The sequence below is a fragment of the Rhizobium sp. J15 genome (assembly GCF_002531825.1).
GTDB lineage: Bacteria > Pseudomonadota > Alphaproteobacteria > Rhizobiales > Rhizobiaceae > Rhizobium.
Genome location: NZ_NWSX01000053.1, coordinates 14,227 through 34,926, shown reverse-complemented (window position 1 = coordinate 34,926; position 20,700 = coordinate 14,227). Strand labels below are relative to the sequence as shown.

Genomic DNA, 20,700 nt, shown 5'->3' with positions numbered 1-20,700 from the left:
AGAAATAGCCGTCCGGAAACGTTTTAGAAAATAAATAGGGCCTGTCACCTGGCGGTAACGGCTGAATTGCTGCCGTGCCGCCGCGGGAAGCGACGGCGCCGAAATCAGGCTGCCTGCGGGGCGAGTTCCGCGTCTTCGGCGCGCTCGACGGCAACAAGCGCCGGCACGGTGCTGGCAAGTGCCCGCCAGGTGATCAGCTCGAAGGTGCCGTCCTCGTGTTCGGCCACCGCCGTGCAGCTTTCCACCCAGTCGCCGGTGTTGATGTAGCGGATGCCGTCCATGTCCTGGATCACCGCGTGGTGAATATGGCCGCAGATGACGCCGTCGGCGCCGCTCTTGCGGGCTTCTTCCGCCACGACACGCTCGAATTCGCCGATGAAATTGACCGCATGCTTGACCTGCAGCTTGGCCCAGGCGGAAAACGACCAGTAGGGCATGCCGAGGCGGCGGCGGACTGCCGCCAGCAGGATGTTGATGCGGATCGCCGTATCGTAGGCCCAGTCGCCGAGATAGGCGAGCAGCCGAGCGTTACGGACGACGACATCGAATTCGTCGCCGTGCAGGATCAGGTATTTCTTGCCGTCGGCGCCGTCATGCATCATGCGCTCGACGACTTCGATGCCGCCGAAATGCATGCCCGGGAAGTCGCGCAGGAATTCGTCGTGATTGCCGGGGATGTAGACGACGCGGGTGCCCTTGCGTGCCTTGCGCAACAGCTTCTGGACGACGTCGTTGCAAACCTGCGGCCAGTACCAGCTGCGCTTCAGGCGCCAGCCATCGACGATGTCGCCGACGAGCACGATCGTATCGGCTTCGTGGTAGCGCAGGAAATCCAGCAGGAAATCAGCCTTCGCGGCCTTCGAGCCGAGATGGACATCGGAAATGAAGATCGTGCGGAAATGTCTGGGTTCCATCATGTCTGTCACGAACAATGCCCGTGCCCCATCTTTCAACTAGCCTTCCAAAACCAGACTCGTGTTTCAGGAAGATGACAGACTGGGGAAAAGCCCTGCAATTGCGCGCCCTGCATGGCATGTTGCCCTGCGCATGCAGCACGTCCATGATGGCGCCGATTCCTATCGGACAATGCGGGATGGCTGATGCGTCTCTTTCTCGTTCGCCACGGCGAATCCCTCGGCAACATCGACGAGCGCGCGTATCGCCAATTCGGCGATCACAACGTGCCGCTGACGCAATGGGGCTATCGCCAGGCGGCGGAGGCCGGCACCGTCATCGCCTCCTATCTCGAGGGCTTGCCGAGCCGGGGCTTCCAGAAGCTGCATATCTGGTATTCGCCGTTTCTGAGGACCCGCCAGAGCAAGGATGCGCTGCTTCAAGCGCTGCCGGAAGGTTTCGTCGGCGATGTCAGAGAGGATTATCTGCTGCGCGAGCAGGATTTCGGCCTCTTCACCGAAATCTACGATCACGCCGAGCAGAAGCAGAAATTCCCGGAGGAATTCGAAAAATGGGCAAGGCTGCGCAATAACAGCGGCAAGTTCTATGCGCGGCCGCCGGATGGCGAAAGCCGCGCGGATGTGGCGCAGCGGGTGCGCCTGTTCCTCCAGACCGTCATGCGCGAGGCCGAAAGCGGCGACCACAATGTGGCGATCGTCGGCCATGGTGTCACCAACCGCGCCGTCGAAATGAATTTTCTGCATCATTCCGTCGATTGGTTCGAGCGCTCCGACAATCCCGGAAATGCCGACGTCGCGCTGATCGAGGGGACGCGCCGGCAAGGCTACGACACGATCCTGCTGCATCAGGCCGCAGACCGCCAGCCGGGACAGGAAAATGAGTTGCGAGACGCCCATGGCGCCGACGTGACGCTCGCGCCGAAAACCGGCGGATAGCCCAAGGCAATCCGCCGGTTCTTGATCTTATATCGGCGACGTCACCGTCGCCGGTTCCTCGCCTGCCGAGGCCTCTTCGTTCATCGCCGCCGGCCGCTTCGTCCTCAGCAGGCGCAGCACGAAGACGAAAAAGACCGGGACGAAGAAGATCGCCAGCACCGTTGCCGAAATCATGCCGCCGAGCACGCCCGTGCCGATGGCGTTCTGGCTCGCCGCACTCGGACCGGTGGCGATCGCCAGCGGCACCACGCCGAGCGTGAAGGCGAGCGAGGTCATGATGATCGGCCGGAAGCGGAGACGAGCCCCTTCGATCGCGGCATCCATCAAAGATTTGCCCTCGGCAAAGCCGTCCTTGGCGAATTCCACGATCAGGATCGCGTTCTTGGCTGAAAGGCCGATGATCGCGATCAGGCCGACCTTGAAGTAGATGTCGTTCGACATGCCGCGGCTCATCACCGCGAGCACGCAGCCGAGCACGCCGAGCGGCACGACCAGCATCACCGACAGCGGGATCGACCAGCTCTCGTAAAGTCCCGACAGCAGCAGGAAGACGAAGAGGATGCTGAGACCGAAGAGGATCGGCGCCTGCGTGCCCGATCTGATTTCCTCCAGCGATTGCCCCGTCCATTCGAAGCCGAAGCCTTCGGGAAGCTCCGAAGCCAGCCGCTCCATTTCGGCGATCGCCGCACCCGACGAATAACCCGGCGCCGGAGCGCCCGAGAGGCGAACGGCCGGATAGCCGTTGTAACCGACGATCTGCGCCGGTCCCTTGCGCCATTCGGCGATGGCGAAGGACGACAAAGGCACCATGCCGCCGCTGGCATTGCGCACGTTGAGCTTCATCAGGTCTTCGGCCTGGAGCCTGCTCTTGTCCTGCGCCTGCACGATGACGCGCTGCATGCGGCCCGAATTCGGGAAGTCGTTGACGTAGCTCGAGCCGAGATTGGCGGTGATGGTGCTGTTGATGTCGGCGAAGGCGACGCCGAAGGTGTTCGCCTTCTCGCGGTCGATGACAAGCACCAGCTGCGCCGAATCCGGCATGCCTTCCGGGCGGACGCCCGCGATCACCGGGTTCTGCGATGCCTTGCCGAGCAGCATTCCCGCCGCCTCGGTGAGAGCCGCCTGCCCCTTCGCGCCACGGTCCTGAAGACGGAAGGTGAAGCCGTTGGTCGTGCCGAAACCTTCGATCGGCGGCGGCGACAGGGCAAAGGACGTCGCATCTTTCAACGCAAACAGCTGCATGTTGACGCGGTTGGAGATCTCCTGAACCGAATTGCCCTCGCCGCGCTCGGCCCAGTCCTTGAGCGTCACGAAGACGAGCGCCGCATTCGGTCCCTGCCCCGAAAAGCTGAAACCCTGGATCGCGACGATATTCTCGACGGCCGGCTCTTTCCGGAAAATCGCCTCGATGCTCTCCAGCGATGCCACCGTCCGGTTGCGGCTCGCCTCCGGCGGGCCCTGCACATCGACGATCAGGAAGCCCTGATCCTCATCCGGCACGAAGCTGCTCGGCAGGTTGACGAAGAGATAGCCGAGGCCGGCCAATAGCGCGACATAGACGGCCATCATGCGCCAGGAGCGCTTGGCCAGTCCGCCGACGGTGCGGGCATAGCGGCCGGTCAGCCGGTCGAAATTGCGGTTGAACCAGCCGGCGATGCCCTTCTTCTCGTGATGGCCCTTGATCGGCTTCAGGAAGGTGGCACACAGCGCCGGCGTCAGCGACAGCGCCAGAAAGGCCGAGAACAGGATCGACACGACCATGGTCAGGCTGAACTGGCGATAGATGATGCCGGTGGAGCCCGGGAAGAAGGCCATCGGCACGAAGACGCAGGAGAGCACCAGCGTGATCCCGAGGATCGCGCCTGTGATCTGCCGCATCGCCTTCTTGGTCGCTTCCTTCGGCGACAGCCCCTCCACCGCCATCAGGCGTTCGACGTTCTCGACGACGACGATGGCGTCATCCACGAGAATGCCGATGGCGAGCACCATCGCAAACATTGTCAGCACGTTGATCGAGAAGCCGGCGGCAAACATCACCGCGAGCGTCCCGAGCAGCGCGACAGGCACGACGAGCGTCGGAATGACCGTGTAACGCAGACTCTGCAAGAAGATCAGCATAACGATGAAGACGAGCGCCACGGCTTCGGCGAGCGTATGCGCCACCTTCTCGATCGATGCGGAGACGAATGGGCTGGTATCGTAAGGAACCGCATACTCGACGCCAGCGGGGAAGAAGCGCGACAGCTCCTCCATCTTCGCCCTGACCAGGTTGGACGTATTGACGGCATTGCCCGTCGACGACAGCTGGATGGCGATGGCCGCACTCGGCTGGCCGTTCAGGCGGGTAGAGAAGCTGTAGCTCTCGCTGCCCTCCTCGATGCGCGCGACATCGCGCAGCCGGACGATCGAACCGTCGGCATTGGCGCGCAGCACGATGTTGCCGAATTCCTTGGTGTCGGTCAGCTGTCCCTTGACCAGCACCGTCGCCGTCAGATCCTGCGAGATCGGATTGGGCGCCGCACCGATCTGGCCGGCCGCAACCTGCGCGTTCTGCGCCGTGATCGCCGCGCTGATATCCGATGCGGTGAGGTTGAGGCCGACCATCTTGTCGGGATCGATCCAGATGCGCATCGCCCGCTGCGAGGCGAAGAGCTGCGCGCGGCCGACGCCGTTGAGGCGACGCAGTTCGCCGATGACGTTCCTGTTGAGATAGTCGCCGAGCGCCACCTCATCTGTCTTTCCGTCCGTCGAGGTCAGCGAGATGAACATCAGGAAGCCTGACGATGCCTCCTCGACCGTAATTCCCTGGTCCTTGACCGTCTGCGGCAGCCTCGGCTCGACGCGGCGGATGGCATTCTGCACATCGACGGAAGCCTGGTCGATATCGGTGCCGGCCGCAAAGGTCGCGGTGATCGTCATCGCGCCTGAGGTATCCGAGGTCGATTCGAAATAGGAAAGCCCTTCGACGCCGTTCAGCTCCTCCTCGATCTGGCGGGTGACGCCCTGGTAGATGTCCTGCGGCGATGCGCCGGGGTAGCTGGTGCTGATGCTGAGCTGCGGCGGTGCGACCTTCGGATATTGGGCGACCGGCAGGAACGGAAGTGCGATCAGGCCGGCGATAGAGATGAAGATCGCAAAGACCCAGGCAAGGATCGGGCGATCGATAAAGAAACGTGCCATCGATCTTACTCCGGCTTCCTGGCTTCGCCGGAGGCCACTTGGCCTTCTCGCTGCTCTTCCGGCGCGACCTTCGCGCCCGGCTGCAGCTTCTGAACGCCATCGACGACCAGGCGCTCGCCGGCCGACAGGCCGCTCTCGACAACCCATTCATTGCCGGAGGATTGGCCGAGTTCCACATCACGCGGCTGGGCGACATCGCCCTCTTCGACCACATAGACCTGCGCCTTGCCTTCGGCGGTGCGAACGACGGCGCGCTGCGGGATGACGATCGCATTCTCGCGGATCGCCTGCTCGATGCGCACCCTGATGTAAAGCCCCGGCAGCAGATCGCCCTTGGGATTGGGGAATTCGCCGCGAAGCGTCACCTGGCCGGTCGTCGTATCGACGCTGGCGCTGCTGAACAGCAGCTTTCCGGCCTGGCCATAGACCGTGCCATCGTCGAAGACGAGCTTGATATCGGCCTTGTCTGGTTCCGTCGATGCAAGCGCGCCGCTCTCGACGGCCCGTTTCAGCGCCAGCAGCTCGCCGGAGGATTGGGTGAAATCGGCATAGACGGGATCGATCTGCTGGATCAGCGCCAGCGCATCGCCGGCATCGGCCGTCACCAGAGCGCCTTCCGTCACCAGCGCGCCGCCGATGATGCCCGTGATCGGCGCACGGACCTCCGTATAGCCGAGATTGATCTTCGCCTCGTCGAGCGCCGCCTGCGCCAACGCGACATCGGCATCCGCCTGCGCCAGCGCGACGGCGGCCGCATCATATTCGATGCCGCTCGCCACATCGCGATCGCGCAGCGATTTCTGGCGCTCCAGCTGCTGGCGGGCATTCAGTTGCGTCGCCCTGGCACGTTCGAGGCTGGCTTCCGCACTTGCCACGCGCACCCGGAACAGCGCCGGATCGATCCGGTACAGCACGTCGCCCTGGTGGACGAGGCTGCCCTGCTCGAAGACCCGCTCCTGCAAAATGCCGGAGACCCTGGCCCGCACCTCGGAGACGCGCGTCGCCGCAACGCGGCCGGGCAGCTCGCTGACGACGGGAACCGGTCGGGCATCCAGCCTGATCACGCTGACGGCGACAGGCGGCATCGCGCCGCCTTCCTGGGCGTGAACCGGCAGGCCGGCGCCGATGAAAAGCGCCAGGATCAGCGCATGACGCAGTGATTTGGTTCGAAGAAGCATGTTCATCAGCCTTCTGGATGGCCACTATAATCTAAAAAAGACAGCCCGCCGAAATGACGTTCGGCGGGCCTCCTGAGCCGACAGGTAGCGGATATTTTTTCGCTTTGCAAGATACCTACCGGTCGGTATGATAGCACTGTCACACCGGAAGAGCCCATGGTGCCGCGGCCCCGGGAGTGCTACTGACTCTGGGGCGCCCTCGCCCATAAGCTCTTCGTCAACACGGGTCATGCCTTGGTAGATAGCCCCCGCAACAGAAAGAAACAGCCTGATGTCGTGCGGCAGGCTCTTCTCGACTGCGCCACGAAACTGGCGCTCGAGCATGGTCTGGCCGCCGTCAGCCTGCAGGCGGTCGCCAGTGCAGCCGGCGTGACCAAGGGGGGACTGTTCCATCATTTCCCCAATAAGCAGGCCCTCGTCGAGGCCGTGTTCGACGGCATGATGGAAAGCTTCGACCGCGAAATCGACGAGGAGCTGGACAAGGACAAGGGCGGCCACGGCACCTTTACCCGCGCCTACGTGCGCACGCTCTTTGCCGACCGCGCCCTCAATAGCAGCCCGTGGTCGGCGCAGACCATGACCGTCCTTGCCGATCCCTATTCCAAGAGCCTCTGGCACAAATGGATCAGCGACCGGCTCACCAGACACGCCGCGACCGACACAGGGACACGCCTCGAAGTCGTGCGCCTCGCCGCCGACGGCGCATGGCTGACCCATGTTCTGCGGCCCGACGATCAAGCCGCGTCCGACGACACGGCTCTGCTGCAGGAATTGATTGATCTCACCGGGGAATGACGGGCGACGAGCATGTCACTGCTTGAGGACATTAATCGCCGCGCGCCAGACCGAACGCGCGGCGGAGACGTCAACAAGCTTACGCGCTTTCCTCAGGCAGCCCGCACGGCCGCCACCGGCTTCACGTTCTGGTTCATTCGGAACAGATTGTTCGGATCGTAGCGCAGCTTGATTTCGGCAAGACGGGCGTAATTGGCGCCGTAAGCCATTTCGACCCGATCGGTCTCGTCCTCAGGCATGAAGTTGATATAGGCGGTGCCGACCGCATGCGGCTTGGTTGCCTCGAAGAGTTCGCGCGCCCAGCCGATGCAGCTTGCATCCATCCCGGTTTCCCGCCAGCGCGCATGCACATTCATGACGAAATGCGAGCTGCGCTGCGGAAATGCCGTGGCCTCGGTCGGGATGCGGCCAGCCGCACCGCCGACATGGCCGACGAATATCTCGCATTCAGGCCCCGGCAGCTTGCGCACCGCATTGAGGAGGATGTCGATCGCCGCATCGGAGAGAGAGGCGAAATCCTGGCTCTTCCAGTAATTGCGCGCCCCCGGCGTCAGAAGCGGATCGAATGCCTGCTGCCAGCCGACGAAAGGCACAGGACCGACGACATCGGCGATCGGCTTTCCGATGCCGCGCAATCTGGCTGTCGCCTTTTCGCCCGCGGCAATATCTCCGCAATAGCACATTGCCAGCACCACGATCTCCTTGCCGTGCCATTCGGCCGGCAGGAAGGGCAGCGGCGGCGCCTGGCGCATCACCACCCAGCAGGTCAGCTCGTCGGGTGCTTCTTCCAGCGCCTGCCGATATTCGCGGGGCACCTTTTCCGCATCGGCGAAGGGATGCACCACAAGCCCGGCCAAGACCTCTGGATGGAGCGGGTTGAGCTGGAATTCGAAGGAGGTCACGACGCCGAAATTGCCGCCGCCGCCGCGCAGCGCCCAGAAGAGGTCCGGTCTTTCCGTCTCGCTCGCCTTGACCAGCTCCCCATCGGCCGTCACCACATCCACCGAAATCAGATTGTCGAGGGTCAGCCCGAATTTCCGCGTCAGCCAGCCGAAACCGCCGCCGAGCGTCAGTCCGGCAATGCCGGTCGTGGAATTGATCCCGGTCGGCAGCACCAGCCCGAAGGCCAGCGTTTCCTTGTCGACGTCGCCAAGCGTGGCGCCCGGCTCGACCCTGGCGCGGCGCGTCTCGGTATCCACCCGCACGGATTTCATCGGCGACAGATCGATGACGATACCGCCCTCGCACATGGCATTGCCGGCAATGCCGTGCCCGCCGCCGCGCACCGAAACGAGCAGGCTGTTGTCACGTGCAAAGCGCACGGCGCGCACGACATCGGCCGCCCCTGCGCAGCGCGCGATGAGGCCCGGACGGCGATCGATCATCGCATTCCAGATCGACCGCGCCTCATCATAATTCATGTCTTTACCGGTCAGGAGACTGCCGCGAAATCCGGCGGCAAATGCATCGATGGCCACGTCATTGACCATCGTCTGACCCCTTTGCAGGGTCGTCAGGTTCAGATTGTCCATGATTTCCTCCATGCGACCGGCGCCCCGCACCGTCGCGGCCGGCATTTTGCGCTCGCTGCAGCCGTCAAACAAGTTTTCCAAAAGGATTAGCTAAACACAGTCGCAAAGCTGATCCCGCAGTCAGCCTCACATCGTAGTTTGTAACGAGGTAACCATCTGGGGAAAAATTTGCCGACCCAACCTTTAATTGGCGCACTTGCTTCTGGCCTTCTCGATATCCGTCCTCTAGCAGCATAGAAAATGGCTTCGGAGAAAAGCATGCGAAGACTAATATATATATTTGTATTTTTTCTTTCGATTTGGTCGGGAGCGAGGGCGGCCGATACAGCCCAGGCAGCGTACGATCAGCGCGACTACGCTACAGCTTTCGCGCTTTGGCAGCCACAAGCTGCGGCTGGTGATCCGCAGGCACAAACGGCTCTCGGATCATTGTTTGCGTCTGGGCGCGGCGTAACCAAAGACGATGATCAGGCGGTTGCCTGGTTTCGAAAGGCGGCTGAACAGGACTTTCCTCCAGGCCAATTCGCCTTGGGAGGCATGTACCTCCAGGGACGCGGTGTTCCTGCAAACGCTGGCCAAGCTGCCTTTTGGCTTCAAAAGGCAGCAGACAAAGATGTAACGCTAGCCCAGCTCTATCTCAGCGAGATGTATGAGGCGGGTACGGGCGTCCCCAAAGACGCCGAAAAGGCGAAATATTGGAAAGATAAAGCCGATATCGGCCTTAAAGCTCTTCTTCCTGCGAGCGTACTTAAACAGTTAAGATAAGTGAAAGTGCCGCCTGATTGCCCGTCGCGCCAGATCGCGGCGCCCAGAAGATGCCGTTCGGTACACGCGCCGATCATCGATACGCGGCGGACCCGCCTACTAAGCAGACTGAAGATACCTTGACTTGTGGCGTGTCATGTATGCGCGGTGATGGCTTGATGGGTTTGCCGATCGTAAAGCGCCAACTCCTCGGCGGTTGGCGGCTCGAATAGCTTCGACCACCTGAGCAGATCCGGTCGCGAGATGTCGAACGCGCCGACGGGAAGCTCGGCGTTTCGTCGGGAGACCCGGTCCCAGAGCTCATCAAAGGGAACGTCGAGGAAGCAGAGAACGACCCGGGCACCAGCCGCACGAGCTTCGTTCCGGCAGGCGTCGCGTTCTGCCCGCGACCACACGCCCCAATCCACGACAACGTTACACCGAAGCCTGATGGCACGCAGAGCGATCAGCCATTGTAAGCTCTCGACTCTACCTCGGCACGGACCGGTTTCGGCTTTTGGAGTAGAGATGCCAGGGTAAAGCTTGTGCATCCAGTCGTCTCCAGTCAGACGGAGGGCAGATGCTTCATGTTCGATAATCTTGGCGAGCGACGTCTTCCCTGAACCGGGAAGACCGCAAGTGAGGTAGAGCGTAGGCATTGGAAAATCTCTGATCTTGGTTTGACAAGTGGCGGTGGCCCCGCGGTGTCGTGCAGGACTGCGCTTCGCTCAATGCCACAAGGCGCGGCCAATCAGAGATGTGTTGCCATAGTCTATCTTATAGGATCGTTCCGTTTGGGGGGCAAGACGGGCATGGTTCACGGCTTGGCTGACGGCGGTGGCCGCGGCATTCGCGTGCGGTGACACACCTGCTTCGCCGCCCACCACACGAAAACTTCTCCCCGCCGCCATTTCCATACTGTCGCCCGTATCCGATTGATGTATGGAGGGAACTCCAGAAAAAGACGTGCACGGAGGCGGCAATGGATCATCAGGATAAATCCAAGACGGAAAAGAACCTGCCGGGCGGCGATCTCGACGAGCAGGCGCTCTTCTTCCATCGCTATCCCCGCCCCGGCAAGCTCGAGATCCAGGCGACCAAGCCGCTCGGCAACCAGCGCGACCTGGCGCTCGCCTATTCCCCGGGCGTCGCCGCCCCCTGCCTTGCCATCCGCGACAATCCTGAAACGGCGGCCGACTACACGTCCCGCGCCAATCTCGTCGCCGTCATCTCAAACGGCACGGCCGTGCTCGGCCTCGGCAATATCGGCCCGCTGGCTTCGAAGCCGGTCATGGAGGGCAAGGCCGTGCTCTTCAAGAAATTCGCCGGCATCGACGTCTTCGACATCGAGATCGACGCCGCAAGCGTCGAGCAGATGGTCTCGACCGTCGCCTCGCTGGAGCCGACCTTCGGCGGCATCAACCTCGAGGACATCAAGGCGCCGGAATGCTTCGAAGTCGAGCGGCGCCTGCGCGAGAAAATGAAGATCCCGGTCTTCCACGACGACCAGCACGGCACGGCGATCATCGTCGCCGCGGCGATCCTGAACGGGCTGGAGCTCGCCGGCAAGTCGATCGAGAACGTCAAGATCGTCGCCTCCGGCGCCGGTGCCGCCGCCCTCGCCTGCCTCAACCTGCTGGTGACCCTCGGGGCAAAACGCGAAAATATCTGGGTCCACGATATCGAAGGCCTCGTCTATGAAGGCCGCACCGAGCTGATGGACGAATGGAAGTCCGTCTATGCCCAGAAGAGCGATACGCGCACGCTGGCCGAAAATATAGGCGGCGCCGATGTCTTCCTCGGCCTCTCGGCCGCCGGTGTCCTGAAGCCGGAGCTGCTGGCGCAGATGGCCGACAAGCCGCTGATCATGGCGCTTGCCAATCCGACGCCTGAGATCATGCCGGATCTCGCCCGCGCCGCCCGTCCGGATGCGATGATCTGCACCGGCCGCTCGGATTTCGCCAACCAGGTCAACAACGTCCTCTGCTTCCCCTATATCTTCCGCGGCGCGCTCGATTGCGGCGCCGAGACGATCAACGAGGAAATGAAGATGGCGGCCGTGCGCGCCATCGCGGCACTTGCCCGCGAAGAGCCGTCCGATGTCGCCGCCCGCGCCTATTCCGGCGAGACCCCGGTCTTCGGTCCGGATTACCTGATCCCCTCGCCCTTCGATCCGCGCCTCATCCTGCGCATTGCGCCGGCCGTCGCCAAAGCCGCCGAACAGAGCGGCGTCGCGCGCCGCCCAATCCAGGATTTCGACGCCTATTTCGATCAGCTGAACCGTTTCGTCTTCCGCTCCGGCTTTGTCATGAAGCCGATCTTCACCGCGGCCAAAGCCGCCGAGCGCAAGCGCGTCATCTTCTCCGAAGGCGAAGACGAGCGCGTGCTGCGCGCCGCCCAGGTGCTGCTTGAGGAAGGCCTGGCCAAACCGATCCTGATCGGCCGTCCGCAGGTCATCGAAACGCGTCTGAAGCGCTATGGCCTGCGCATCCGGCCGCTGCAGGATTTCGAGGTCATCAATCCGGAAGACGATCCGCGCTTCCGCGAATATGTCGATCTCTACTTCTCGCTCGTCGGCCGGCGCGGCGTCATCCCGGAAGCCGCCCGCACCATCGTGCGCACCAACACCACGGTCATCGGCGCGCTGGCGCTGAGGCGCGGCGAGGCCGACGCGCTGATCTGCGGCCTCGAAGGCCGCTACGAGAAACACCTGCGCGACGTCCGCCAGATCATCGGCAAGCGTCCGAACGTGCGTGATTTCTCCGCGCTCAGCCTGATGATTTCGCAGCGCGGCGCCACCTTCTTCACCGACACTTACGTCACCTTCAATCCGAGCGCCGAGGAGATCGCCGAGGCAACGGTGATGGCCGCCGAGGAAATCCGCCGCTTCGGCATCACCCCGCGCGCCGCCCTCGTCTCGCATTCCAACTTCGGTTCGCGCGAATCCGAAAGCGCCACGAAGATGCGTAACGCCCTGCAGCTCGTGCGCGACGCCGCTCCCGATCTCGAAGTCGATGGCGAAATGCACGGCGAAAGCGCCATCACCGAGTCCCTGCGCAAGCGCGTCATGCCGCACACGACGCTGCACGACGAGGCGAACCTGCTGGTCTTCCCGAACCTCGATGCCGCCAACATCACGCTCGGCGTGGTCAAATCGATGACAGATGGCCTGCATGTCGGCCCGATCCTGCTCGGCGCCGCCATGCCCGCCCACATCCTGGCGCCCTCGGTCACCTCCCGCGGCGTCGTCAACATGGCGGCCCTCGCCGTCGTCGAGGCATCGCAGCCGGCGTGAGCCGGCTGCCGAGCGATCTCGGCGGACTGACTTACAGATGCTGAGGGATCTTTGCCTTCAGCAGCCGGATGAGCCCGGGGTCCATGAAGTCGTAATCATCGGGAATATGTAGGCAGATCAGACGTTTGCCTTTGAGAGCTGATCTATATCTGCTCTGGACTTTCGTGCGGTGAGTTCTCTCCATCACAAAAACGATATCGGCCCAGTCGATCAGCTCGCTCGACAGGGGATTTTCGGCATCATTGTTCGTACCGGCAGAGGAAACCTCGATATCGGGCCAGTCTGCGAAAACCTGTTCTGCCGTCGGGCTGCGAAGTTTGTTCTGGCTGCATACGAAAAGGACGTTTTTCACGTTTCGATCTCATGTGAGGAGGAGTTGGGCTCGCGATAGCACAATTCCTCGTAGAGAGCGAAACCAGAAGGCCGATCACCACCGCCGCTGGATAAAATCGCGAAAATGCGCTAAGAATTTCTCTGAGCTTCTTAAGAGAAACACGCTAAGAGAACACGCGCGGCGAAGTGACGTCGCATCGACCCATCGACCGTTTGCTCATTCCGGGACGACGCCGTGAAACGCCGAAACCTGTCTCTCGTACTTCTTCTTGCGTTGGCGTCCCCTGCCGCTGCGCAGTCCAGCGCCATCTGCAACGACCTGCGCGGCCGTCTCGCCGACCTGCCGCGATCGATCGGCAACAATAACGGGCCGGAAGCACGTCAATATGCCAGCGCGATTGCCGAGCAGAACCTCGAGCTCCGCAAGGTCCGCAACGATTTGCGCAGCTATGATTGCACCTCGGGCAGCATGGTCGTGATCGGCGGTGAGAATGCCGATTATTGCGCCGAGCTCTCGCAGGCCGAAGCCCGGATGATCGACAATATCCGCTATCTCCAGGACCGCCGCGACGAGCTGCGCAGCCAGGGCGATGACGGCGCGCGCCGCGAACTGATGGCTGCTCTGGAGCGCAACGGCTGCAATAGCGAGAATTTTTATGCACCGTCCGAACGCAGCGCCAACGATCCCGCCCCGAGCATCGAGGAACAGGCGATGCGCGGCGATACCTTCATTCCGCTCGGCGGCGGCGAATATGACCCGTATTACGGCCTGCCGCAGGCCGAGATGCTCTCACCCGTCAGCACCATCTGCGTGCGCAGCTGCGATGGCGGCTTCTTTCCGATCAGTTCGAACGCCACTTCGGTCGATTTCGGCCGCGATGCCCAGACCTGCTCCAAGATGTGCCCCGGCATCGAAACGCAGCTCTTCTATCGCGACGTGAGAAGCACGGAAGCCTCGAACATGATCTCGGTGGCGACGGGCACGCCCTACAGCGCCATGAAAAACGCCTTCGCCTACAAGAACCGTGCGCCCGGCGAGAAAAACGCCTGCGCCTGCAATCTCACCGCCTATTACAATGAGATGCGCGGCAAGCAGGCCGTGAGCGAACCGCCGCAGCAGGGCTCGATCACCACCATCCGCACCAATCCGCCGGAGAAGACTGCGATAGCGCCCGTGCCGCAGCCATCCGTTCCGGAACGTCCCTATGATCCCGTGCAAAACAAGGTCCGCCAGGTCGGGCCACAGTTCCTCGCCGGCGACCAGGGCACGATCGATCTTGCCAATCCGGCAACACCCGGCCCACAGCCGCAGCAGCAGTGATTACGACGGGCTCTGCCGCTCGCTCCGTCCCCAGCCGTCGTGGAAGACAAGCTCTTGGAGCGGCAGCCTTTGCCGCCAGCCTTTGACCGCGAGTTCCGGCTCGTCGTAAAGCCGGTCGACGAAGCCGGCGCAGAGCCAGGCGACCACTTCGATATGATCGGGTATGCCGAGAATGGCTTTCAGATCGTCTTCACGAAAGATGCTGACCCAGCCGATGCCGATCCCTTCCGCCCGCGCCGCAAGCCAGAGGTTCTGGATGGCGCAGACGGTCGAATAGGAATCCATCCTCGGATTGTGGGTGCGGCCGAGCACCACGCTGCCGCTGCGCGTGGGATCGCAGGTCACGCAGATGCCGAGCGGCGCCTCGACGATGCCTTCGAGCTTGAGCGAACGATATGCCTGCCGCCGCTCGCCCTCGAACATCAGCGCCGCCTCCTCGTTGGCCTTCATGAAGGCATCGCGCACCCGCGCCCTCACCTCGGCATTCTTGACCAGAATGAAGTTCCACGGCTGCATGAAGCCGACGGAGGGCGCGTGATGGGCGGCCGTCAGCAGGCGGCCCACGACATCCTCCGGCAGCGGATCGGGCAGGAACTGGCTGCGCACGTCACGCCGCGTCATGATCGCGTGATAGACGGCCTCACGTTCGGCCATGGAAAAACCGGATGCCACTGACAGGGCATCCTCGTCAAAGGGTCGCATCGTCAAATCCCCAACAACGCAACCGCCCGCCGTCCGCGCGGGTTGGGTCTATCTCGCCAGGCCGGTCTTCTGACTTGGCGTCATCCGTCTGCCGCAAGCCTTCCCGGCAAAAGCCAGTGGCATGATGAAGCGGCAGGCGTCGGCCTTACAGCGTTGGGCACGTTCCGGGCTTACACCGGATTCCCGATTCTCCCGCCTCGACGGCAGGCACCTGACGGCGCATCTATTTCAGGAAACCGACGCTACGGCAAGCCGGGCTCGAAGAGACGTCAGTCGACAAGCCTCGTCGAATTTTCGAGCGTGCCGACCGTGACACAGCCGCAGGCATGGACCGCTATTTCACTTTATCTTTTCTTTACAAAAAAAATAGACACTGCAATTGCGCGTTTTGGGCTGCAAGGAGGACATGGGCATGAGTGCTCATGCTGCGGCCGCCAGCGTGGATGCCGTATTGATACGCCGGTCGGGAGCATATCCGACTGAGCCGCATTTCGAGGCCCCGCGGCATGTTCCAATTTCTGAAAACGATGCCACTGACGGCAAAGCTGGCCGCCATCATCGTCGCCGTCAATCTTTGCGGCATTTCCGCCTTCGCCACCTATAGCTGGATGTACGAAACGCGGGCATTGGTCGATGGCGCCAAGGCGAACTGGGCCAAGGATGCGGAACAGTTCGCATCTCTCGCCGCAGGCGGCGTCAAATGGGGCAAGGCGAACGCCGTTCGCGACGCTTATTCGCTCTATCGTGACGACCCTTCGCTCGACCTCGTCCAGTTCGCCGCATTCAACGCGGACCTTGCCACCGTCGACAGCTGGATGCGCGACGGAAGCACCGGCTTGCCTGCCGTCGACGACTTGAAGAAAAGCCTCGGCGCCAAGCCTGATAAAACGGTGATCGACGACACCGGCGTATCGTCCGGCGTGGTGACGATCATCGCGCCGCTGCCGCTGGACAAATCCGGCAAGAGCACCGGCTACGTCGTTACTAACTGGTCCGTCGAGAAGATCGCCTCCGAAGTCCAGCAAAAGGTTCTCATTTCGCTGATCACCCAATCGGTGATCACCGCGCTCGCCGTCGCCGCATTCCTTCTCGCCATGCGCAGCCTCGTCGGCCGCCCGCTCCGGATTCTCAGCGCCAGGATCAGTGCTCTGCAGAAAGGCGACCTCGCCTCACCCGTCACCTACAAGCAAAATGGCGATGAAATCGGCTTCCTGGCGCGAGCATTGGAAGTTTTCCGTGAAGAAGCGATTGCCAAGGTCGAAAGGGAACGGGCTGCTGCCGAGCAGAGCGCCTCGCTCGATGCCGAAAGGGCGCGCAACGCGTCCTTGACGGAAGAGGCGAGCAACACCCAGCGGCTGGTCATGAACACGCTCGCCAATGCGTTGGAAAGGCTTGCCGCAGGCGATTTCTCGATCAAGCTCGCCGATCTCGGCCCGGAATTCGATAAGTTGCGGCAGGATTTCAACCGCATGGTCGAAGCGGTTGCAGCCGCTCTGACGGAGATCAAGACGGCGTCGGTCGCCGTCGAAGGCGGCTCCAGCGAGCTTGCCTCCTCCGCCGATCAACTCGCCCGGCGCACGGAACAGCAGGCCGCGGCACTGGAAGAGACCGCAGCCGCCCTCGATGAGGTCACCTCGACGGTCAGGACGTCGTCGCAGCGGGCTGAAAATGCCGGGCAGCTGGTCGAGGAGACCAAGCGCAGCGCTCATGTCTCGGCGACCGTGGTGCGGGATGCGATCGGCGCCATGGACCGCATCCAAACGTCCTCGAGCCAGATCGGCCGCATCATCGGCGTCATCGATGAGATCGCCTTCCAGACCAACCTGCTGGCGCTGAACGCCGGCGTCGAGGCCGCCCGTGCCGGCGAGGCCGGCAAGGGCTTCGCCGTCGTCGCGCAGGAGGTGCGTGAACTCGCCCAGCGTTCGGCCAATGCGGCGAAGGAAATCAAAAACCTGATCAATGTATCGGGCCAGGAAGTCGCCGCCGGTGTCGGGCTCGTCAACCAGACGGGCGATGCTCTGCTGAAGATCGAGGAGCAGATCAACCGCATCAGCGACAGCATCGCCTCCCTCGTCCAGTCCTATCGCGAGCAGGCGACAGGCCTGCAGGAAATCAACGGCGCGATCAACCAGATGGATCAGGCGACCCAGCAGAATGCGGCAATGGTCGAAGAAACGAACGCAGCCTGCCAGGAACTGCTGACACAGGGCCGTCTCCTGCAGGATTCGGCCGGCCGGTTCACCGTCGCCGGTTCTGCCGCCAGCCAGCCCAAGCCCGCTCAATCCGTTCGCCAACCTCGGACCGAGCAACGGGTCGTTACGCAGCGGCACGCAGGAAATGCCGCCGTTGCCGCCGCTCCCGGCGCCTGGGAGGAGTTCTGACGCCATCTGCCTTCGATAATTTTATTCCTCAACAACCGATCATCAGGAAGGGAACACAATGAAAAGAGTTGTAACCGCATTGCTTCTGGCCTGCAGCGCATCTGCCGTGCCCATGGGTGTCTCCATGGCGCAGGATGCCGCTCAGCTTGCCCCGATCGCCGACTACGTGAAGAGCGACGTCACGCCCTGGCTCAGCGACCCCGCCATCGTCGATGCCCTCAAGGCGCAGGACGCCACCAACGCCAATCTGAGCGCGGCCGATATCGACGCCCTGGACAAGAAGTGGCGCGCCGAGGTCGATGGCTCCGATCATTCGATGATCGACGGCGTGCTGGGCAATGCGCTGTCCAAATTCCTTCAGGAGAAGAAGGCTGCTTCCGGCGGCAAGATCACCGAGATCTTCGTCATGGACGCAAAGGGCCTGAATGTCGGCCAGAGCGACGTCACATCGGATTATTGGCAGGGCGACGAAGCCAAGTTCCAGAAATCCTTCGGAGCGGGCAAGGACGCCGTCTTCATCGACGAAATCGAGAAGGACGAATCGACCCAGACGCTGCAGTCGCAGGCAAGCGTGACGATCTCCGACGACAAGGGCACCCCGATCGGCGCCATCACCATCGGCGTGAACGTCGACGCTCTCTGATTTGCCAGGCTGCATACCTCCTTTGAAGAAAGGCATGCAGAAACAATAGCTTGAAGGCACGTCGCATCGGCAGACCGATTGCGGCGTGCTTTACAAGAGCATCCCGAGGCTCGATTGTCCGGCTGCAGATTCTGCGTGACAAGGCGAGGCTGCCACGCTAAAGACGCCTCATGTCGATCACATCAGTCTACGCCTCGCGATTTTATTCGTACCGCTGCTCCCAGCGGATGCGGGTCTATGCGTAACTGAAGTCAACGCGACGACAACCCGAACAGCCGCTAGTCTACCTGGCGGCTTTTTTGTTCCGCTCGGTATGACCAAACAGGAGCCATACCGTGTCCGATACCATCGATGATCTGCGTATCCTCGAAATCACCCCGCTGACCAAACCCGCCGATATCATCGCGGAAATCCCCCGAACCGCTGCCGTCAGCGAGACGGTGACCAGCAACCGCAATGCGATCCATAAGATTCTCGAGGGAGAGGACGACCGCCTGGTCGTCGTCATAGGCCCCTGCTCCATCCACGATCCTGCCGCGGCACGCGAATATGCCGAACGGCTGGCGGAGCAGCGGCAGCGCTTCTCCGGCGATCTCGAAATCGTCATGCGCGTCTATTTCGAAAAGCCCCGCACCACGGTCGGCTGGAAGGGCTTGATGAACGACCCGCATCTCGATGGCAGCTACCGCATCGAGGAAGGGCTTCGGATCGCCCGGCGCCTGCTGCTCGACATCAATGCGATGGGCCTGCCAGCCGGTGTCGAATTCCTCGAAACGATCACGCCGCAATATATTACCGATCTCGTGAGCTGGGGCGCGATCGGCGCACGCACGACCGAAAGCCAGATCCATCGCCAGCTCGCCTCCGGCCTCTCCTGCCCGATCGGCTTCAAGAACGGCACGGATGGCGGCGTCCGCGTGGCGCTCGACGCGATCCTCGCCGCGTCGCAGCCGCATCACTTCCCCGCCGTCACCAAGGATGGCCAGGCGGCGATCGCCTCGACCCGAGGCAATGAGGATTGCCACATCATCCTGCGCGGCGGCAAGCGGCCGAACTATGAGGCCGCCGACGTCCAGGCGGTGGTCAGCGAGGCCGTCAAGCTCGGCGTGGATCCGCGCATCCTCATCGATGCCAGCCATGCCAACAGCAGCAAGGATCCGATGAATCAGCCGCGGGTGGTCAAGGACGTCGCCGGACAGATCGCCGCCGGAAACCGCCAGATCAAGGGCATGATGATCGAAAGCAACCTCGTCGCCGGCCGCCAGGATCTCGTTCCCGGCAAACCGCTCGTCTACGGCCAGTCCATCACCGACGGCTGCATCGACTGGGACATGTCGGTCGCCGTGCTGGAAGACTTGGCAAAATCCGCCCGCGAACGGCGCAAGGCAGCCGTCGCAGCCTGATAGACAGCATCAAGCGCGGCGGGCAGACACCCGCCGCCCATTCACAGGTCAATCTTCGTCCAAAAGACGCAGGCCCTCATCGGTCCAGAAGCCGCCCCATGGTTCCGGTTTGACCAGACTATAGGAAGCCAGCACTTCGACCGCGCCTTCGCCGGCACTCATGGACTTGTGAACCAGCCCGTTTCGACCATCATCCATATACTGAACACACATGGAGGCCAGAGCCTTAAGGATCGCTCTTTCTTCAGGTGTCATTGAAATTAAGCTTCCCTGCTCGGTAAAAACTGGAGACGGTGTTAAAGTACAATCTCGCCACCCACCTCCTCGTCATTAATGTTGGCTCGATCGCCGGTGAGGGCTTTTCACGACGTGCGCCTGTGCAGGCACTTAGAGGCGACGACCATATTATAAGCGGTCACGGTTCGGATAGAGTCGAGATATTCATCCTCGTCATAAACGACGTCACTTAAAAACAGGAGCGCAATCTTGTCCTGTGACTGGAGCATAAGCTCCTCTTCCGGCGAAAGCGGCAGGTCATCGAAAAAGCTCATGGCATTATAATTCCTGAAGTACGTCTCGTTACCGCAAGCATATCTCATATCGTTCTGAATATAGAATTTGGCGATGGGAACCGCCATCTGATTTAGATCTTGAGACCCTTAGTATTTTCCGAACAACCGTAGGTACTCCACCGGAAACGCGGCAAAGAGTAAAATAGGACAGCAGGTTATGATGGCTAATGTCCCGAACAATACGGCGCGCACGATCGACTTCCTTTAACCTCATTGGCGGGACCTATCTGGGCTCACTACAATATCAGATGGCGAAGCCCTATAGAGAACAACCTGTCCCCACCGCCCCAATCTGCATACGAAGTCGACAGCCGAAATTGCAGGCATATTCGGCATCGATTTCCCCATCCTATGGCCAATGCCTATTTCAGAAGGGTTGCGTGAGGCTTTATGATGATGCCTGACCACCCCATCATAAATTGATGTGTAAAACTGTGCGCTCTATACTGGCTGGCAAGCAGTTTAGCGCCCGTGTCGTGCGGCAGGAGAAACTTGTGTCAAGGCGAGCAGCTCTGCAGGGCAAATGCAAAGGTATGATCGAAAAGCTTTGGACCCGGTTAGCGATCACCGGATTGCTGCTGTTTTGTCCCGTGCCGCTAAGCATCCCGCTGCTATGGCTATATGAGGGGGAACTGCACACTAAGACTTCCATCATCAAAGCCGCAGAACAACCGTTGCTTTTTTATCTCATCATCATGATCGCCGTTTGCAACGGCTGTGCGTTGACATGTCTCTGCGTGGAGGCCGTACTAAAACGCGTTCGATTGCAAT

Annotated in this window: 17 protein-coding genes and 1 riboswitch; of the genes, 8 read left to right on the top strand and 9 right to left on the bottom strand. The window is 61.6% G+C overall.

Annotated features, from left to right (window positions below; translation table 11 throughout):
• Positions 1–104 precede the first annotated feature (104 nt).
• Positions 105–917: a UDP-2,3-diacylglucosamine diphosphatase gene (locus CO670_RS28395; RefSeq protein ID WP_097593335.1), complete on the bottom strand. Its 813-nt coding sequence runs from the start codon at positions 915–917 to the stop codon at positions 105–107.
• A gap of 183 nt (positions 918–1,100) precedes the next feature.
• Here CO670_RS28395 and CO670_RS28390 point away from each other — a divergent pair, with 183 nt between their 5' ends.
• Positions 1,101–1,850 carry a phosphoglycerate mutase family protein gene (locus CO670_RS28390; protein ID WP_097593319.1) on the top strand — a complete coding sequence of 250 codons (750 nt, stop codon included), beginning with the start codon at positions 1,101–1,103 and terminating at the stop codon, positions 1,848–1,850.
• Positions 1,851–1,877: 27 nt separating this feature from the next.
• Here CO670_RS28390 and CO670_RS28385 read toward each other — a convergent pair whose 3' ends face one another.
• On the bottom strand, positions 1,878–5,030 hold the full coding sequence (locus CO670_RS28385; protein ID WP_097593317.1) for an efflux RND transporter permease subunit: 3,153 nt from the start codon (positions 5,028–5,030) through the stop codon (positions 1,878–1,880).
• Between the two features lie 5 nt (positions 5,031–5,035).
• Positions 5,036–6,214, bottom strand: a complete 1,179-nt coding sequence (locus CO670_RS28380) for an efflux RND transporter periplasmic adaptor subunit (protein ID WP_176539042.1) — start codon at positions 6,212–6,214, stop codon at positions 5,036–5,038.
• A gap of 228 nt (positions 6,215–6,442) precedes the next feature.
• Here CO670_RS28380 and CO670_RS28375 point away from each other — a divergent pair, with 228 nt between their 5' ends.
• Complete coding sequence (locus CO670_RS28375) at positions 6,443–7,003, top strand: TetR/AcrR family transcriptional regulator (RefSeq protein WP_097593316.1); 561 nt, start codon at positions 6,443–6,445, stop codon at positions 7,001–7,003.
• A gap of 92 nt (positions 7,004–7,095) precedes the next feature.
• Here CO670_RS28375 and CO670_RS28370 read toward each other — a convergent pair whose 3' ends face one another.
• On the bottom strand, positions 7,096–8,535 hold the full coding sequence (locus CO670_RS28370; RefSeq protein ID WP_097593333.1) for an FAD-binding oxidoreductase: 1,440 nt from the start codon (positions 8,533–8,535) through the stop codon (positions 7,096–7,098).
• Between the two features lie 258 nt (positions 8,536–8,793).
• Between CO670_RS28370 and CO670_RS28365 the strand changes: the two genes are divergently transcribed.
• On the top strand, positions 8,794–9,300 hold the full coding sequence (locus CO670_RS28365; RefSeq protein WP_176539041.1) for a tetratricopeptide repeat protein: 507 nt from the start codon (positions 8,794–8,796) through the stop codon (positions 9,298–9,300).
• Positions 9,301–9,434: 134 nt separating this feature from the next.
• Here CO670_RS28365 and CO670_RS28360 read toward each other — a convergent pair whose 3' ends face one another.
• Entirely contained in the window at positions 9,435–9,953 is a 519-nt protein-coding gene (locus CO670_RS28360) for an AAA family ATPase (protein ID WP_280951379.1), read from the bottom strand.
• A gap of 308 nt (positions 9,954–10,261) precedes the next feature.
• On the opposite strand from CO670_RS28360, the gene CO670_RS28355 reads away from it, so the two are divergent.
• Positions 10,262–12,574 (top strand): NADP-dependent malic enzyme, encoded by a 2,313-nt coding sequence (locus tag CO670_RS28355; RefSeq protein ID WP_097593310.1) that lies wholly within the window; start codon positions 10,262–10,264, stop codon positions 12,572–12,574.
• Between the two features lie 31 nt (positions 12,575–12,605).
• On the opposite strand, the gene CO670_RS28350 is transcribed toward CO670_RS28355, so the two are convergent.
• Positions 12,606–12,926, bottom strand: coding sequence for a low molecular weight protein tyrosine phosphatase family protein (locus tag CO670_RS28350; protein ID WP_097593308.1), 321 nt, complete (start codon positions 12,924–12,926; stop codon positions 12,606–12,608).
• A 216-nt stretch (positions 12,927–13,142) separates the two neighbouring features.
• Between CO670_RS28350 and CO670_RS28345 the strand changes: the two genes are divergently transcribed.
• Entirely contained in the window at positions 13,143–14,228 is a 1,086-nt protein-coding gene (locus tag CO670_RS28345; protein ID WP_097593306.1) for a DUF2865 domain-containing protein, read from the top strand.
• Here the strand turns inward: CO670_RS28345 and bluB are convergent, their stop codons facing one another.
• The gene (gene bluB / locus CO670_RS28340) at positions 14,229–14,930 is read right to left on the bottom strand and encodes a 5,6-dimethylbenzimidazole synthase (RefSeq protein WP_097593305.1); all 702 of its coding nucleotides are present in this window, start codon (positions 14,928–14,930) and stop codon (positions 14,229–14,231) included.
• A 41-nt stretch (positions 14,931–14,971) separates the two neighbouring features.
• A riboswitch (cobalamin riboswitch) is annotated at positions 14,972–15,160 on the bottom strand.
• A gap of 276 nt (positions 15,161–15,436) precedes the next feature.
• Between bluB and CO670_RS28335 the strand changes: the two genes are divergently transcribed.
• From CO670_RS28335 to CO670_RS28325, 3 genes are all read left to right on the top strand, one after another.
• Positions 15,437–17,311, top strand: coding sequence for a methyl-accepting chemotaxis protein (locus tag CO670_RS28335; RefSeq protein ID WP_097593303.1), 1,875 nt, complete (start codon positions 15,437–15,439; stop codon positions 17,309–17,311).
• 58 nt (positions 17,312–17,369) lie between these two features.
• Positions 17,370–17,954: a hypothetical protein gene (locus tag CO670_RS28330; protein ID WP_097593301.1), complete on the top strand. Its 585-nt coding sequence runs from the start codon at positions 17,370–17,372 to the stop codon at positions 17,952–17,954.
• Between the two features lie 335 nt (positions 17,955–18,289).
• Positions 18,290–19,357, top strand: coding sequence for a 3-deoxy-7-phosphoheptulonate synthase (locus CO670_RS28325; RefSeq protein WP_097593299.1), 1,068 nt, complete (start codon positions 18,290–18,292; stop codon positions 19,355–19,357).
• A gap of 48 nt (positions 19,358–19,405) precedes the next feature.
• Here the strand turns inward: CO670_RS28325 and CO670_RS28320 are convergent, their stop codons facing one another.
• Positions 19,406–19,612 (bottom strand): hypothetical protein, encoded by a 207-nt coding sequence (locus CO670_RS28320; RefSeq protein WP_097593297.1) that lies wholly within the window; start codon positions 19,610–19,612, stop codon positions 19,406–19,408.
• A 107-nt stretch (positions 19,613–19,719) separates the two neighbouring features.
• A complete protein-coding gene (locus CO670_RS33485; RefSeq protein WP_245426053.1) occupies positions 19,720–19,908 on the bottom strand; it encodes a hypothetical protein in 189 nt (62 codons plus the stop codon).
• Positions 19,909–20,700 lie beyond the last annotated feature (792 nt).

Bases quoted from the DNA above. Each gene is read 5' to 3' on its own strand.
- CO670_RS28335 (WP_097593303.1), top strand. From the start codon at position 15,437: ATGTTCCAATTTCTGAAAACGATGCCACTGACGGCAAAGCTGGCCGCC.
- CO670_RS28380 (WP_176539042.1), bottom strand. From the start codon at position 6,214: ATGAACATGCTTCTTCGAACCAAATCACTGCGTCATGCGCTGATCCTG.
- CO670_RS28320 (WP_097593297.1), bottom strand. From the start codon at position 19,612: ATGACACCTGAAGAAAGAGCGATCCTTAAGGCTCTGGCCTCCATGTGT.
- CO670_RS28370 (WP_097593333.1), bottom strand. From the start codon at position 8,535: ATGGACAATCTGAACCTGACGACCCTGCAAAGGGGTCAGACGATGGTC.
- CO670_RS28365 (WP_176539041.1), top strand. From the start codon at position 8,794: ATGCGAAGACTAATATATATATTTGTATTTTTTCTTTCGATTTGGTCG.
- bluB (WP_097593305.1), bottom strand. From the start codon at position 14,930: ATGCGACCCTTTGACGAGGATGCCCTGTCAGTGGCATCCGGTTTTTCC.
- CO670_RS33485 (WP_245426053.1), bottom strand. From the start codon at position 19,908: ATGAGCTTTTTCGATGACCTGCCGCTTTCGCCGGAAGAGGAGCTTATG.
- CO670_RS28330 (WP_097593301.1), top strand. From the start codon at position 17,370: ATGAAAAGAGTTGTAACCGCATTGCTTCTGGCCTGCAGCGCATCTGCC.
- CO670_RS28385 (WP_097593317.1), bottom strand. From the start codon at position 5,030: ATGGCACGTTTCTTTATCGATCGCCCGATCCTTGCCTGGGTCTTTGCG.
- CO670_RS28395 (WP_097593335.1), bottom strand. From the start codon at position 917: ATGATGGAACCCAGACATTTCCGCACGATCTTCATTTCCGATGTCCAT.
- CO670_RS28355 (WP_097593310.1), top strand. From the start codon at position 10,262: ATGGATCATCAGGATAAATCCAAGACGGAAAAGAACCTGCCGGGCGGC.
- CO670_RS28390 (WP_097593319.1), top strand. From the start codon at position 1,101: ATGCGTCTCTTTCTCGTTCGCCACGGCGAATCCCTCGGCAACATCGAC.